The organism is Sphingopyxis sp. (genome assembly GCF_019459305.1).
In the GTDB taxonomy this organism is placed as follows: domain Bacteria; phylum Pseudomonadota; class Alphaproteobacteria; order Sphingomonadales; family Sphingomonadaceae; genus Sphingopyxis.
Map to the genome: position 1 here is coordinate 1 of NZ_JAIBES010000114.1, position 14,227 is coordinate 14,227.

General features: G+C 63.1%; 13 protein-coding genes and 1 tRNA gene. 8 read left to right on the top strand and 6 right to left on the bottom strand.

What is annotated here, in order from left to right; genetic code table 11:
* The coding region (locus tag K0M74_RS13500) for a PAS domain-containing protein (protein WP_293973396.1) at window positions 1-1,066 on the bottom strand (1,066 nt) is incomplete at its 3' end.
* A 546-nt stretch (window positions 1,067-1,612) separates the two neighbouring features.
* Between K0M74_RS13500 and K0M74_RS13505 the strand changes: the two genes are divergently transcribed.
* From K0M74_RS13505 to K0M74_RS13515, 3 genes are all read left to right on the top strand, one after another.
* The gene (locus K0M74_RS13505; protein WP_293973305.1) at window positions 1,613-4,303 is read left to right on the top strand and encodes a bifunctional acetate--CoA ligase family protein/GNAT family N-acetyltransferase; all 2,691 of its coding nucleotides are present in this window, start codon (window positions 1,613-1,615) and stop codon (window positions 4,301-4,303) included.
* Entirely contained in the window at window positions 4,300-4,884 is a 585-nt protein-coding gene (locus K0M74_RS13510; RefSeq protein ID WP_293973308.1) for an NAD(P)H-dependent oxidoreductase, read from the top strand. Before K0M74_RS13505 ends, K0M74_RS13510 begins: the two co-directional genes overlap by 4 nt.
* Window positions 4,885-4,999: 115 nt before the next feature.
* Window positions 5,000-5,677 carry a hypothetical protein gene (locus tag K0M74_RS13515; RefSeq protein ID WP_293973311.1) on the top strand — a complete coding sequence of 226 codons (678 nt, stop codon included), beginning with the start codon at window positions 5,000-5,002 and terminating at the stop codon, window positions 5,675-5,677.
* A gap of 28 nt (window positions 5,678-5,705) precedes the next feature.
* On the opposite strand, the gene K0M74_RS13520 is transcribed toward K0M74_RS13515, so the two are convergent.
* Both K0M74_RS13520 and K0M74_RS13525 read right to left on the bottom strand, forming a co-directional pair.
* Window positions 5,706-6,353 carry a hypothetical protein gene (locus K0M74_RS13520; RefSeq protein ID WP_293973314.1) on the bottom strand — a complete coding sequence of 216 codons (648 nt, stop codon included), beginning with the start codon at window positions 6,351-6,353 and terminating at the stop codon, window positions 5,706-5,708.
* Window positions 6,354-6,381: 28 nt separating this feature from the next.
* Entirely contained in the window at window positions 6,382-7,419 is a 1,038-nt protein-coding gene (locus tag K0M74_RS13525) for a zinc-dependent alcohol dehydrogenase family protein (RefSeq protein ID WP_293973317.1), read from the bottom strand.
* Between the two features lie 152 nt (window positions 7,420-7,571).
* Here K0M74_RS13525 and K0M74_RS13530 point away from each other — a divergent pair, with 152 nt between their 5' ends.
* Both K0M74_RS13530 and K0M74_RS13535 read left to right on the top strand, forming a co-directional pair.
* Complete coding sequence (locus K0M74_RS13530) at window positions 7,572-8,144, top strand: hypothetical protein (protein WP_293973319.1); 573 nt, start codon at window positions 7,572-7,574, stop codon at window positions 8,142-8,144.
* Between the two features lie 310 nt (window positions 8,145-8,454).
* Window positions 8,455-8,994, top strand: a complete 540-nt coding sequence (locus K0M74_RS13535; RefSeq protein ID WP_293973323.1) for a GNAT family N-acetyltransferase — start codon at window positions 8,455-8,457, stop codon at window positions 8,992-8,994.
* Between the two features lie 129 nt (window positions 8,995-9,123).
* On the opposite strand, the gene K0M74_RS13540 is transcribed toward K0M74_RS13535, so the two are convergent.
* The gene (locus K0M74_RS13540) at window positions 9,124-9,246 is read right to left on the bottom strand and encodes a hypothetical protein (protein ID WP_293973326.1); all 123 of its coding nucleotides are present in this window, start codon (window positions 9,244-9,246) and stop codon (window positions 9,124-9,126) included.
* Window positions 9,247-9,513: 267 nt separating this feature from the next.
* Window positions 9,514-9,587 (bottom strand) — tRNA-Gln (locus K0M74_RS13545).
* A 157-nt stretch (window positions 9,588-9,744) separates the two neighbouring features.
* Here K0M74_RS13545 and K0M74_RS13550 point away from each other — a divergent pair.
* Complete coding sequence (locus K0M74_RS13550; protein ID WP_293973329.1) at window positions 9,745-11,037, top strand: FAD-dependent oxidoreductase; 1,293 nt, start codon at window positions 9,745-9,747, stop codon at window positions 11,035-11,037.
* A complete protein-coding gene (locus K0M74_RS13555) occupies window positions 11,034-11,438 on the top strand; it encodes a DoxX family protein (protein ID WP_293973332.1) in 405 nt (134 codons plus the stop codon). The genes K0M74_RS13550 and K0M74_RS13555 overlap by 4 nt, the downstream gene beginning before the upstream one ends.
* A 95-nt stretch (window positions 11,439-11,533) precedes the next feature.
* On the opposite strand, the gene K0M74_RS13560 is transcribed toward K0M74_RS13555, so the two are convergent.
* Window positions 11,534-12,790 carry a dipeptidase gene (locus K0M74_RS13560; protein WP_293973335.1) on the bottom strand — a complete coding sequence of 419 codons (1,257 nt, stop codon included), beginning with the start codon at window positions 12,788-12,790 and terminating at the stop codon, window positions 11,534-11,536.
* A gap of 221 nt (window positions 12,791-13,011) precedes the next feature.
* Here K0M74_RS13560 and K0M74_RS13565 point away from each other — a divergent pair, with 221 nt between their 5' ends.
* Window positions 13,012-14,187 (top strand): acyl-CoA dehydrogenase family protein, encoded by a 1,176-nt coding sequence (locus K0M74_RS13565; RefSeq protein WP_293973338.1) that lies wholly within the window; start codon window positions 13,012-13,014, stop codon window positions 14,185-14,187.
* Window positions 14,188-14,227: the final 40 nt, after the last annotated feature.

Genomic DNA, 14,227 nt, shown 5'->3' on the forward strand with positions numbered 1-14,227 from the left:
CTTCTGGCGGCGCCACGCCGCGCAGGCGGCGCACGATATGCCCGGCGCGGAGCGCTTCTTTCGCGGTGTCGTCGAGCGCCTCGCGGATCATCGGCAGGTCTTCGGGCTCGGGTTTTGCCAGCATGTCGCGGATCGCCTCGACATAATTGGCGACCGCGGTGAGCGGCTGATTAATTTCGTGCGCGAGGGTCGAGGCCATCGTTCCCATCGCGCTGACCCGCGAGACATGGATGAGTTCGGATTGCAGCGATTCGAGGCGTTCTTCGGTCTTCTGACGCTCGGTGAGATCGCGGATGAAGCCCGTGAAAAGCGGATGAGCCTCGCCGGTCGCTTCGCCGATCGACAGCTCCATGGGAAAAGTGGATCCGTCCTTGCGCTGCGCAAACACCACCCGCCCGATCCCGATGATGCGCTTTTCGCCGGTTTCAAGATAGCGCCGGATATAGTTATCGTGCCGCTCGCGGTCGGGCGACGGCATCAAGATGCTCACATTCGCGCCGCGCAATTCTGCTTCGGTGTAGCCGAACAATCGCTCGGCAGCGGCGCTGAATGACAAGATCATGCCCTGGTCATCGATTACGATCATGGCGTCGGGAACCGTCGACAGGATCGATCGCAGATGACTCTCCTGAGATCGCAGCGCATCTTCGGCGGCACGTCGGCGCGTGATGTCGGACACGATCGTGGCGAACCCCCGGAGGCTGTCGTCCGGATTGCGCAGCGCCGTAATCGAAACTTCGGCCAGAAATTCTGAGCCATTCTTGTGGACCAGCCAGTCCTCGGTTGCAAACCGTCCCTCGCGCGCGGCGTGGGCCAGATCAGCGGCAGGCTTGCCCGCAGCAACGGCATCGGCGGGATAGAAGATTGCGGCATCCTGCCCCATGACCTCATCGCTCGGCCAGCCGATCAGGCGATGCGCACCATGATTCCAGATCGAAACCTTGCCCTCGGCGTCGAGCAGATAGATGGCATAGCCTTGGGCGCCATCGATCAACAGGTTGAGCTCTTGGGCAATGACGGCCGTTTCGGCGGCTTTTCGCGTGGCGCGGCTCTCTGTGAGCGCCATGCGGACGCGCGTCTTGTGCAAGCCCCGGCTCAGGAGAATGATTCCGAGCGCGACCAGCAAAAAGGCACTGGCTTCGACCAGATCGGTCGTTAGCTCGCCCTGCCGTTTTGCAAACCAGAGCCCGAAGCAAAGGGCCGGAATGATTGCCGCAAGGGCCGCCCGCGACCCTGCGACGTAAGAGGCGCCGAGAATGGCAAGTGTGAAGAACAGGAACGGAGCCTGACCGCCAAGCCAGGGGTCGAGGGCATAACGCGCGAGTGCGGCCACGCAGACGATCGCCATGGCGGCAGCAACCCGAACCCCAAATGGTCGGTGCAATTTTGCCATCTGCCGACTCCCCCGACGTTCTGGCTCTGGACCGCACGCCTGTTGGCAGATGCCATAGCACAGCCACAGATGGGCCGGTGATTTCTTTTACCCGTCATGGCGTCACAAAGGAAAGGCGGGCTAGCTCCCCGGTCGTTAGGGATTCTACTCATAGCCATCACCGCCGACCTGGCGCCATCAAGGGCCGCCGCATTTTGCTGCCTCCAGGGTCAATCTTCAATGTCCGTTCGAAATCTGCAAGCGCTGCTCCACCCAGGCAGTCTGGCCCTGGTTGGCGGGTCAGCGCGGCCCGGATCGCTGGGGTCGCTGGTGCTCACCAATATTCTGGAAGAGGAATTTGCAGGTCGGATCACTGTCGTAAATCCGCATCCGGTCGATGTTCGGGGAACGCAATGGGTGGCATCTCTCGATGCGCTGCAAACGCCTCCCGATCTGGCGGTGGTCGTGGCTCCCGCCATCGCCGTTCCCGCTATCATCGCCGATCTCGGAAAATTGGGCACCCGGTGTGCGGTCGTCTTAAGCGCGGGGATCACGCGCGACCCGCGACTTCGGCAAGCGATGCTCGATGCGGCGCGGCCGCACCTCTTGCGCATTGTCGGGCCAAATTGTCTCGGGATCATGGCGCCGCACGCCAGGCTCAATGCGACATTTGCCCGCACCAGGGCCCGACCCGGGCGGCTTGCGCTCATTTCGCAGAGTGGCGCGTTGGTGACCGCCGTCCTCGACTGGGCCGACGCTCGCGGCATCGGCTTTTCGGGAGTGGTATCGGCAGGCGACATGGCCGATGTTGACGTCGGAGACCTCATCGATCTGTTCGCGGTCGATCCGCAGACCGATGCCATTCTTCTCTATCTGGAGGGGATCACCGATGCCGCCAAATTCATGTCGGCGGCGCGGGCCGCCGCGCTGAACAAGCCGGTCATTGCGATCAAGGCAGGTCGCTCCGCCGCGGCCGCCGCCGCAGCGCTGTCGCACAGCGGCGCGCTTGCGGGGTCCTATGAAGTTTATCGCGCCGCCTTCGATCGCGCAGGCATTGTGACTGTCGATACCCTGTCCGAACTGTTCGACGCCGCCGAGATTTTGTCCTGCTATCGTCATTGCCCGCGCGGCCGACTGGCGATCGTGACCAATGGTGGCGGCGCCGGGATTCTCGCGGTGGACGCGCTGCGCGGCACGCGCGCTGAACTCGCCTCGTTGTCGGCGGCGACGATTGCCGAACTCGACACATGTCTTCCCACCGGATGGTCGCAGGCCGATCCCGTCGATATTATCGGCGACGCTCCACCCTCGCGCTTTCATGATGCCATCGGTCCGGTGCTGCGCGACGATGGCGTCGACGCCTTGCTTGTGATGAACTGCCCCACGGCCATGGCAACCGCCGAAAGCTTTGCCGCGGCAGTGACCGACGCCGTTGCAGCAGCACGCGCTGAGGGGATCGCCAAGCCGGTGCTCGGGTGCTGGCTGGGCGACAGCAACCGCTCCGCCGCGCGCGCAACACTCAAGAACGCAACGATACCTCTGTTCGCCACGCCGCAGGAGGCGGTGCGCGGCTTCGGCTATCTTCTCGATGCCACGCGCGCACGATCGATGCTGCATGACGCACCCGCCCGGCAGCGCGAAACGGGCGCCGACATCGGTAAGGCAAAGGCCATCCTGGCCGACGTGCGCCGCGCACACAGAAGGCTGCTGACAGAAATCGAGGCGAAGGACGTGCTTGCCGCCTACGGAATAGCGGTCGCGCCTACCTGCTTTGCCGCTTCGCCAGAAGTGATGAACGATGCCATTGGCAACCTCCGCCCTCCCTATGCCGTAAAGGTGATCTCGCCCGACATCAGTCATAAGTCGGATGTCGGCGGGGTGGCACTTGGCCTGACCAGCCGCAAAGCGGCCGCGGGAGCCGCCTGCGCCATGGAAACCCGGATCCGGAGCAAAATGCCCGAAGCGCGCATCCTCGGCTACGCCGTCGCGACGATGATCGACCGGCCGCACTCGCACGAACTGATCGTTGGCATCGCTACCGACCCGGTTTTCGGGCGCCTGCTCGTCTTTGGCGCTGGCGGAACCGCCGTCGAGATTCTGGCCGACAAGGTGCTGGCGCTGCCGCCGCTCGACAATGCCCAAGCCCATGCGATGATCGCCGCGACCCGGATATCGAAACTTCTGGCGGGGTATCGCAACGAGCCGGCCGCAAAGCTCGATGCCATCGCCGCTACCATCGACAGCTTGTCGGCGATGGTCGTCGACTTGCCCGACATCGCCGAACTCGACATCAATCCGCTGCTCGCCGACCCTGACGGCGTCGTCGCGCTCGACGCCCGCATTGTGCTGACGGAAGCCCCGTTGGCGACGGCCCCGCTCGCGATCCGGCCGCCCCCGCTGGCGTGGAGCACGAATCTGGTGACCCGAAGCGGTTTTGCCTTCCACGTCCGGCCCGTCCGCTCAGACGACGAACCGCAACTGGCCCAGTTTTTCACGCGCGTATCTCCCGAGGATCTTCGCTTCCGCTTTCTCAGCGGGATGAACCGCGTCGATCATGAGCGCCTCGCGGCCATGGTTCGTGTCGATTATCGCCGGACGATCAGCTTTCTCGCTTTTGAGCCGGGCGACGGGCCGCTGATCGCTGCAGCAATGCTCGCGGCCGATCCTGATCGCACGCGCGCCGAGGTTGCTCTCGTCACCCGCGCCGACATGAAAGGTCGCGGCATCAGCTGGAGTCTCTTCGAACATGTCCTGCGCTACGCCGACGCGGAACGCATCGGGACGGTTGAAGCGCTCGAATTCGCCGACCATGACGCTGCGCTTCGGATGGAACGGGAAATGGGATTCACGTGTCACACCGACCCCGACGACCCCACCTTGCGCATTTTGCGCCGGACCTTCGAACCAACAACGGAAATGGTCGCCTCATGAAGGAGAAACGCATCCTCATCATCGACGGTCACCCGGATTCCGACCGCAGCCACTTCGTTCACACGCTCGCCGACCGTTATGCCGAGGGAGCCGCCTCCGGTGGCCACAATGTGCGTCGGCTCGATATCGCAACTATGGAACTCACTCCGCTCGCCTCGCGCCGCGAATGGGAACAGGGCGATCCGCCAGCGGCCATTGCCGCTGGCCAGCAAGATATCCTGTGGGCCGAGCATATCGTTCTGCTCTACCCACTTTGGCTGGGCGATCTTCCCGCCCTGCTCAAGGCTTTTTTCGAACAGATCCTGCGGCCTGGGTTCGCATTTCGGTATCGCGAAGGTCGCTTGCCCGAAAAAAAGCTGAAAGGCCGCACCGCCCATATCGTGGTGACGATGGGTATGCCGGCACTTGTTTATCGGATCTTCTACGGCGCGCACAGTCTCAAGAGCCTCGAACGCAACATCTTGAAATTTGTCGGCATAACGCCCGTGCGCCGCAGTATCATCGGCAATGTCGAAGGCAATCACGATATTCGCGACGATTGGCTGAACGAGATGACCGCGCGCGGTCGCGCAGGGCGATAGGGACCGACCGCGCGCGGATACCTACGGATCATTGCGTATTCTGTCCCCCAAAAGCCCCTGCTAGACCACAGATGTCGCCGGGGTTTCGGCCAAGGTGACAAAAGGGCCGGGAGCGATGGAGACATCGCTCCCGGTTCCGCGTGAACACCCCGCCGTCGCTGTCGCCGACTGGCCGAACCTGGTCCTCACCGTCCCGCAGATTCTTTCGCTGCTGGTTACTCTGACTTTCGTGATTGGTGGTTCCATGCGATCCGGCCGGGTTCAATCCACTTCCATTTTGGCACGAGCGGCGCTCGCCGGCCTGCTTTCCCTGGCATGGTCGCCGAGCTTTGCCGTGGCGCAAAATTTGACGGGAGCCTATGGCAACTGGATCGTGATGGCGGACGACACGATGTCGCTCGCGCTCACGACCGACGATCAAGAAACTGCTTTCGGTCTCGTTTGCGGCCCCGAATGCTATTTCTACATCGAAAGCCGCACCTCCTGCACCGAGGGCCGGGATTATATCGTCGAAATCGCCGCGGGCACCGGTGGCTACAGGGCCGTGATGACCTGCAAGCCAGCGGACAAAACGCTGTTACTGATGATGCCGCACGACAAGCGGTTTTTGATGCTGATAGCCAAGCAGGATCTGGTCAGTTTTGCGATTTCCCGCGATGACGGAGAAACGAGCCGGTTGCGTTTCTCGCTCGCTGGCAGCGAACAGGCGGTCGGACTCGCCCTCGCCGCGCGCGCCTACATCAAAACACCGGGCCCGCCAGAACTCACACCGATTGCCGAAACCGTCAAATAGCAGCGCGCCCATCGATCACCCCGAAACGTCAGGGTGGTTTAGGGAGACCGGAGCCTCGGTCGGCCTTCGCTATTTTCGGGCCTTCTTCTTTCGCCTCTTCTCGCAAATCTGCCCGAAAGCGTTCGAGGCGCGTCCGATAGCCCTCGGCATCGCCGAATTCGAGAAAATCATAATAGCGCTGATGCGGGTCCGTAATCCGAACCGCATGCTTGATCGGGCACCAGAATTGTTCCGTGCGGCTCGAAATTTCGCGAAGATAGGCGACAACGCCGTTACCGTAGCCACAATAGGCGCAGTTCAGCGCTTCGATCCAGTTGAGATAGGCAAGGCGGCCTCGGTCAAGCGCGATATAGTCGGCGCGCCGCACCCGCGGGATATGATAGGCCCGAAAGCAGATCGCCTGGTAGAGGCTTGCCCAAAGATCGAGCAGCGCCAGCGGTACGATCATCGAATAGACAACCGGCGCCGTGACGATAGTTGCAAGCGGCGCGCGTTTCATCAACCGGAGCACGCCGACGCGGAACTGCCGCTGCTGGGTCACGAGGCCTTGCTCGAAATGGACCAGTCGCTCCTTGAGGGACCAGCCGAGCTCGCCACGTCGCCGCTCGATCTCGCGGTCGAGTTCCGTCTGGAGGCGGACGATCTCACGCGCGAGTTCCTTCATCCGCGCCGTCATTGCCGAACGGTCTCGCGTCGGCGGCGCGTCATGGCGTGATAATGATCTTGAGCGCCCCGGTTTCCCCAGCGCGCGCGAAGACGTCATAGGCCGTCAGGGCTTCGGCGAGCGAAAAGCGGTGCGTGATCAGCGGCGCAGGATCGAGCTTTGCGGCCGCCACTGTCTTCAACAGCATCGCAGTGCTGACCGTGTCGACAAGGCGCGTTGTTATCGTGATATTGTGCGACCAGAGCCGCTCGAGGTGCAATTCCGCCTTGACCCCATGTACGCCGATATTGGCGATGACGCCGCCAGCAGCAACAAGATCCTGACACAGTTCGAAGGTCGCGGGAATGCCGACGGCCTCGACCGAGGTATCGACACCCCTTCCTCCCGTCAGCTCTGCAATCGCAGCAGCGGCGTCGGTCGTGGCGCTGTTGATAAGATGCGTCGCGCCAAAACGGCGCGCCACGGCAAGCCGCTTGTCGTCGATATCGACCATGTAGATCGCGCCCGGCGAGTAGAATTGCGCCGTGAGCAGACAGGCGAGACCGATTGGTCCTGCGCCGACGATCGCCACGGTGCCACCTGGCGCAATCTTTCCGTTGAGCACCCCGCATTCGAAGCCGGTCGGAAGGATGTCGCTGAGCATCACAAGCGCCTCCTCGTCGGCGCCTACCGGTATCGGGTAAAGGCTGGTGTCGGCGTGAGGAATGCGAACATATTCGGCCTGGGTGCCGTTTATGGTGTTGCCGAGCATCCAGCCCCCCGATGCGCAGTGCGAGTACATGCCGCGACGGCAATTCTCGCATCGACCGCAAGACGTGATGCATGAAATCAGGACATGATCGCCGATCCTGAAGGAAGATACCGCCGATCCGATCTGCTCGACGACGCCGACGCCCTCATGTCCAAGCGTGCGGCCGGGCGGGCAGCTTGCCACGTCGCCCTTCAGAATATGCAGATCGGTTCCGCAGATTGTTGTGTGTGTAACGCGAACAAGCGCATCGCCTGGTTCGATGATCGCGGGTTTTACGACGTCATCGAGCGATTTCGCGCCCGGGCCGTGATAGACAAGCGCTTTCATATACAATCTCGCGTTGAAGGACCGGGCGGTATGCCGAGGCTATAGCGTGATAGTCTCTCATCGCCACGGCAGGCATCCGTAGTTTCCCCAACGGCGCCCCGATCGAAAGGGCGTTATGGACATCGCTACCCGCTAGAAACGAGGATTACGCGATGACCATGACGGGAGGGACCGGACGGGAATCGACGACGTTGGACCGCAATATGGTCTGGGCGCTACTGCTTGGTATCGGCGCCGGCGCGATACTCCTGGTCCTTCAGTTCACGCCGCGGCCCTTTTTGGCCACCATTGCAGCGATCCTGTGGTTGGTTGCGCTGATGGGAGTGGCGGCCCTGATCCAGATGCGCCAGGCTCAGTCGACTTCACACCGCATGGGGCGGCTTGCCTGGCGTATAGCCGGCCTGGCCTATATCGTCGGCGCGGCTTTTCTCATCGCCGATCCTCTCCTCGGGAAGGGAGGAATGGCCGCCGCGCTTGCTGTTTCCCTCGCTGCGGCGGGTCTCGCACGGGTCTCCTTCGCCCTGGGGGAGGAGCAGAACTGCCGCATATGCTATTTTCTCTCCGGACTCATGACGCTGTCGGTGGCCATGGCGATCGGCTTCGCCTGGCCCTTCGCGCTCATAGCACCGGCAATCAAATTGCTTGCAGCCGACCTGCTTGTCCTGGGCGTAACCTTTTTTCTTGCCCATGCGCGTGGGCCCGACAACCAGACGACCTTGACCTAATATCCGCGAAACGGGTTGGCTGGGCTCATCTCATGCCGGGCTCCCATATCCTCCGTAAGATTACGCAATGCGCGATTGTCGATGCGCACTAGGCTGCGGTGTCGAAGGAGTTCGACGATGGCGATGAAGACGCCCCCTGCAACCTCGATGCATGGTCTGATGGCGCCAACCGGGCTCTTGCCAAATGTCGCTCCTCTACGGGGCAGCTCGGAGTTCGCGGACCCGGAAAGAGCGCGGCGCCGGATCGCAGGTACGCTCTCGCTACGTCGGTCCGACGTCCACAATCCTGCATCAAAGAAGGATCCATGACATGACTCAATCTCTCGACATCACGCTGTCCGAGGCGGGCAAAACAAATATCGTTACCCACGACGGTGTCGCACTCACCCTGCGGGCGGTCTCCGAGGAAGACGCCGGATTGCTCACCCGCTTCTACGATTCGCTATCCCCGGACGATATGCGGTTTCGCTTTCTCAGCGCCCAGGCGCATCTTTCGACCGCGCAGCTTACGGCGATGGTGACAGTCGATCATAGACATCGCGAACATCTGCTGGCGTTTCGCCCGGACAACGGGGAGCTTGTCGCGAGCCTCCTGATCGCCGCGGATGAGGCGTTCGACGTGGCCGAGGTCGCGGTTTCGGTGGCGTCGGCTTACAAAGGGCGCGGCGTCGGCTGGAGCCTCCTGCATCACGCAGTTGAACTGGCTCGCGAACGAGGTATTCGGCGCCTGCGCTGTATCGAGAGCCGAGCCAACAGCGATGCGATTGAGGTCGAGCGCGCACTCGGATTTCGGTCTTCAGATTATGAAGGGGACGCGACGGTCGCGTTGCTCGAAATTGATCTTCGCTGACCAGTGCATTGAAGCGGCAAGCTAGACGAAATTCACTGCTATGGCGGTGTGGCTCCGCCATATACTGGCGGTTTCAGCAACATGCTGGCTGGGTTCTCGATGGCGTTTTGTCGTTTGCAAACCCACTGCTCAGCCAACGAGATAAGGTTCGGCAGAAATCAGCCCCGCAATGAAGGCGCCAGCGACGACGACGGTCAGTAGCCAGTAATTGACCGCCTCAGCGCGATCTTTCCAATCTGGTTCGCAGTTCATCCGGCGGGGATGACAGCCCGGGATTTTGTAGGAAAGGGCTGAGCCGTCCTATTTTGCCGCCACGGCCCTTGGTTGTCGAAAGGCCTGATAGGATGACGGCGACCGAGCACAGTCTCGAACCCGGCCCCTCAGGCGCAGCGCAATTCGGGTCTGTCGGGAGCCCCAAAAAAATGAGGTCTCTGAAAACGCCAACGGCTCAAAAATATGGCGGGAGACCCGGCCACAAATTCAGAAAATTGCTTTTTTCAGTGCATTAAGAACGGGTAGTGGATGCCCCGCGAGGATTCGAACCTCGATAGGCGGTATCAGAAACCGCAGTCTTACCATTAGACGACAGGGCAATCGTGAGGCGGGCGCAATATGATTGCGGGGCCGCGCTGTCAAGGCTGCTCTGCCTGCCCGCACAAGGTCGCTTGCCCTGCTGCATTTCGCCGCTAGCATCGTCCGATAACAGACAAGGGGCCGCGCGCCCGCGCGGGCACCCGGAGGAGTGGGTTGATGCGTCACGTCGCGATCGTCGGGTCCGGCCCCGCGGGCTATTACACCGCCGAAACACTTCAGAAAGCCGATGATATTGCGGTCGATGTCATCGACCGCCTGCCCGTCCCTTATGGCTTGATCCGCACCGGGGTCGCGCCCGATCATCAATCGATCAAGGCGGTATCGCGGCGCTATGAGGGGACTGCGTTGGCCGACAATGTCCGCTTTGTCGGCCATGTGTCGGTCGGCACCGATGTGTCGATCGGCGAGCTGGTCGAATTATACGACGCGGTGGTGCTGGCGACCGGGGCACCGAACGACCGGCCGCTGGATATTCCCGGCGCCGACCTGCCCGGGGTGATCGGCAGCGCCGCCTTTGTCGGCTGGTACAATGGCCATCCCGATTTCGCCGACCTGAACCCGCCGCTGGGCGCCGCCGGGGTCGCGGTGATCGGCAATGGCAATGTCGCGCTGGACGTCGCGCGCATCCTGGCCAAGACTCCGCAAGAATTTGGCGGCAGCGACATCGTCGCGCACGCGCGCGATCAGCTCGCGGCGAGCGCGGTGCGGCATGTCCACATCCTGGGCCGCCGCGGGCCGCACCAGATCGCGATGACGCCCAAGGAGCTCGGCGAGCTTGGCCATCTCGAGCGCGCCAGCCCGCGCGTCGACCCTGCCGACCTGCCGCCCGAGGGCGACGATGCGCTGCTCGAACCCGGGATGCGCAAGTCGGTGACGCATTTGCGCAGCTTCGCCGCCAACCCGGTCGCCAAGCCGGTGACGATCGATTTCGACTTTTTCGCGATGCCCGTCGCGATCGAGGGGGATGGACATGCCGAACGGATCATCGTCGAACGCACGACGCTCGATGCCGAGCTGCGCAGCCATGGCACTGGCGAAACCTATGCGATCGATGCGGGGCTGGTGATCAGCTGCATCGGCTACCAGACGCCGCCGATCCCCGGCGTCCCCTATGAACATGGCCGCGGGCGGTTCGCCAACGACGACGGGCGGATATTGCCTGGCCTCTATTGCGTCGGCTGGGCGCGGCGAGGGCCGTCGGGGACGATCGGTACCAACAAGCCCGATGGCGCGAGGATCGCCGAGATGGTGCTGGAGGACGTCGGGCGCGGGGCGGGCAAGGCGGGGCGGCCGGGGCTCGACACTTTGCTGGCGAGCCGCGGGGTCACGCCGGTGACCTTCGCCGACTGGCGCCGGATCGAAGCGGCCGAGGTCGCCGCGGCGCTCGACGGCAATCCGCGTGAGAAGTTCGTCAGCGTCGAGGCGATGCTGGAGGCGATCGAGCGTTGAAGCAGCCGATCCGCTCGGCGCTGCGCTGGCTGCTGGCGCTCGCTTATGGTTATGCGGGCTGTCTCCACATCGTGCGGCCGGGACCGTTTCTCGCGATCACCCCGCCATGGGTGCCGCAACCCGAGCTGGTCGTCACCGTCACCGGGGTGGCCGAGATTTTGGGCGCGATCGGCCTGATGATCCCTGCCACGCGCAAAGCGGCGGGGTGGGGGCTCGCGCTTTATGCGCTGGGCGTGTGGCCCGCGAATATCCACCATGCGTTCGCCAATATCGCGATCGGCGGCGAGGCGCTCAGCTGGTGGTACCATGGCCCGCGGCTTGTGCTGCAGCCGGTGATCATCTGGTGGGCGCTATGGGCGAGCGGGGCGGTGGATTGGCCGTTCGGGGTACGCAAAACCTGATCCGTCATTGCGCGCGAAGCGAAGCAATCCAGCGCGGGTTTACGCGCGCTCTGGATTGCCGCGTCGCCTTCGGCTCCCCGCAATGACGAAGTTCTTTATTTAGCGACCGGCGTCTCGATCGGCGGCTGCCCCTTCTGGCTTACCGAATAAGCTTCCGCCGCCTTCAGCACCCGCAGCATGTTGCCGCTCGAAATCTTCTCCAGCTCGGCCTGCGTATAGCCGCGCCGCGCCAATTCGGTGAACAGCGCCGGATAGCCTGTCACATCCTCGAGCCCGACCGGTGTGGCGTCCATGCCGTCATAGTCGCCGCCGATCCCGATATGATCGACGCCGATCGTCTTTTTGATATGGTCGATATGGTCGGCGGCGAGCCCGAGCGGGGTCGACGGCGGCGGGTTGGCGGCGTCCCATGCCTTCAGCGCCGCGGCGGCGCCCGCCGGATTGCCCAGATACTGCGCATCGAGGCGCGCCCGTTCCGCCGTCCGCTTCAGCCCATGTTCGCGCAAATTGGGATCGACGAAGGCGGCATAGAATACCACCATGATCACGCCGCCGTTGGCCTTGATCGCGGGCAGCACCGAATCGGGCACATTGCGCGGATGGTCGTTGACCGCGCGCACCCCCGAATGGCTGAACATCACCGGCGCCTTGGTCGCCTCCAGCGCATCCTTCATCGTCGCTTCGCTGACGTGACTGAGGTCGACGATCATGCCGAGGCGGTTCATTTCCTGCACAACCTGGCGCCCGAAATCGGTGAGCCCATCGTGCTTCGGCGCGTCGGTGGCGCTGTCGGCCCAGGGGACGTTCTTGCCATGGGTCAGCGTCATATAGCGCACCCCCATGCCGAACATCTCGCGCAGCACGGCGAGCGACGAGCCGATCGACTGGCCGCCCTCGATCCCCAGCATCCCGGCGACCTTGCCCGCCTTCATCTGGCTTTGCAGTTCGGCCGCGTTATACGCCAACGACAGGTCGGCAGGGTAACGCGCGATCAGCCGCTTCGCGACGTCGATCTGTTCGATCGTCTGCTGGATCGATTGGGCCTCATTGGTGTTCGACGGAACATAGACCGACCAGAACTGCGCCCCGACGCGGCCCTTGCGCAGCCGCTGGATGTCGGTGTGCATCACCGTTCCGTCGGGCTTTGGTTTGGTCGTGTCGGTGAAATCAAAGTCGTTGATCACATTGCCGACTTGCCCGCGAAGTTCCCACGGCACGTCATTATGCCCGTCGAACACCGGGGCGCGCTGGAGCGCCGCTTCGGCAATCGCTTCGGGCGATTTCTGCGCCGCGGCGGGGGTGGTGATGAGGGCGAGAGCGGCGAGGCCGACGAGCAGGTGTGACTTGTTCATGGAGCGCGACCTTAAGTGCTTGGACGGAAGGCGCAACCCCACAACACAGCTACGCGAGGCACAGGTCGCGACATATTCATCTCACACAAAGACACAAAGATGGCAGTTTGCTCGCGCGACGGAGCCGCCGTCTTTGTGTCTTTGCTCGAGAGATTCGTCTTGCAGCTACATTGCGGAGCACCGATCTTGACGTTTACGTCAACCGCGCGCAGCATCGTCTCATGACAGCATTCGACGACTGGCGCGCCCGTTCGCCCTATTATGACGACACCCATGAGGCGCTGACACAGAGCGTCCGCCGTTTTGTCAGCCGCGAAATCGCGCCGCATATCGACCGCTGGGAAGCCGAAGGCGAACTGCCACGCGAGTTGCACAAAAAGGCCGCCGAGGCGGGGATCCTCGGGCTGCGCTACCCCGAACAATATGGCGGACACAGCGAAGGCTTCGACAATTTCCACGGGCTGGTGCTGACCGAGGAACTTGCCGCGGTCGGCGCGGGAGGGCTGGGTGCGTCGCTGATGACGCATGGTATCGGGCTGCCGCCGATCCTCGCGCTCGGCTCCGACGAGCTGAAACAGCGCGTCGCGCCGCCGGTGCTCGCGGGCGACAAGATCATAGCGCTCGGCATCACCGAGGCGGGCGGCGGCAGCGACGTCGCGAACCTCAAGACGACCGCAGTCAGGAATGGCGATCACTATGTGGTCAACGGTGGCAAGATGTTCATCACGTCGGGCATGCGCGCCGACTGGCTGACCTGCGCGGTGCGCACCGGCGGGCCGGGCGCGGCGGGCATCTCGTTGCTGCTTATCGACATGGACAGCGCTGGCGTCGAACGCACAAGGCTCGACAAGATGGGCTGGCGGTGCAGCGATACCGCAGCGATCCACTTCAGCGACGTCCGCGTCCCCGCATCCAGTCTGATCGGCCCCGAAAATGGCGGCTTCATCGGCATCATGCGCAATTTCAACAGCGAACGGCTGGGCATGGCGATGGGCTGCTGCGCCTATGCGCGCGTCGCGATGGCAGAGGCGGCCGAGTGGGCGCAAAATCGCGTGACGTTCGGCAAGCCGCTCGTCGGCCACCAGTCGATCCGCATCAAGCTGGCCGACATGGAACGCCAGATCGAAGCCACGCAGGCATGGGTCGACCTGTGCGCCTGGCAGGTCAAGCACGGCAAGGACCGCCCCGCCGACTTCGCGATGCTGAAGGTGCAGGCGACACGGATGCTCGAGGCGGTCGCGCGCGAGGCCGCGCAGGTGCTGGGCGGCGCGTCCTATATCACCGGGAGCAAGGTCGAGCGCATCTACCGCGAGGTACGCGTCAACGCGATCGGCGGCGGCAGCGAGGAAATCATGCTCGACCTCGCTGGGCGACAGTTGTTCGGGGGGAAGCGTTAGGGAAGCGCTGCCGACGAGACCCCTCGACAGTAGTCCGGCT

Coding starts and splice junctions, on each gene's coding strand:
- K0M74_RS13515 (WP_293973311.1), top strand. CDS start 5,000: ATGGAGACATCGCTCCCGGTTCCGCGTGAACACCCCGCCGTCGCTGTC.
- K0M74_RS13565 (WP_293973338.1), top strand. CDS start 13,012: ATGACAGCATTCGACGACTGGCGCGCCCGTTCGCCCTATTATGACGAC.
- K0M74_RS13525 (WP_293973317.1), bottom strand. CDS start 7,419: ATGAAAGCGCTTGTCTATCACGGCCCGGGCGCGAAATCGCTCGATGAC.
- K0M74_RS13550 (WP_293973329.1), top strand. CDS start 9,745: ATGCGTCACGTCGCGATCGTCGGGTCCGGCCCCGCGGGCTATTACACC.
- K0M74_RS13540 (WP_293973326.1), bottom strand. CDS start 9,246: ATGAACTGCGAACCAGATTGGAAAGATCGCGCTGAGGCGGTCAATTAC.
- K0M74_RS13520 (WP_293973314.1), bottom strand. CDS start 6,353: ATGACGGCGCGGATGAAGGAACTCGCGCGTGAGATCGTCCGCCTCCAG.
- K0M74_RS13530 (WP_293973319.1), top strand. CDS start 7,572: ATGACCATGACGGGAGGGACCGGACGGGAATCGACGACGTTGGACCGC.
- K0M74_RS13560 (WP_293973335.1), bottom strand. CDS start 12,790: ATGAACAAGTCACACCTGCTCGTCGGCCTCGCCGCTCTCGCCCTCATC.
- K0M74_RS13505 (WP_293973305.1), top strand. CDS start 1,613: ATGTCCGTTCGAAATCTGCAAGCGCTGCTCCACCCAGGCAGTCTGGCC.
- K0M74_RS13510 (WP_293973308.1), top strand. CDS start 4,300: ATGAAGGAGAAACGCATCCTCATCATCGACGGTCACCCGGATTCCGAC.
- K0M74_RS13535 (WP_293973323.1), top strand. CDS start 8,455: ATGACTCAATCTCTCGACATCACGCTGTCCGAGGCGGGCAAAACAAAT.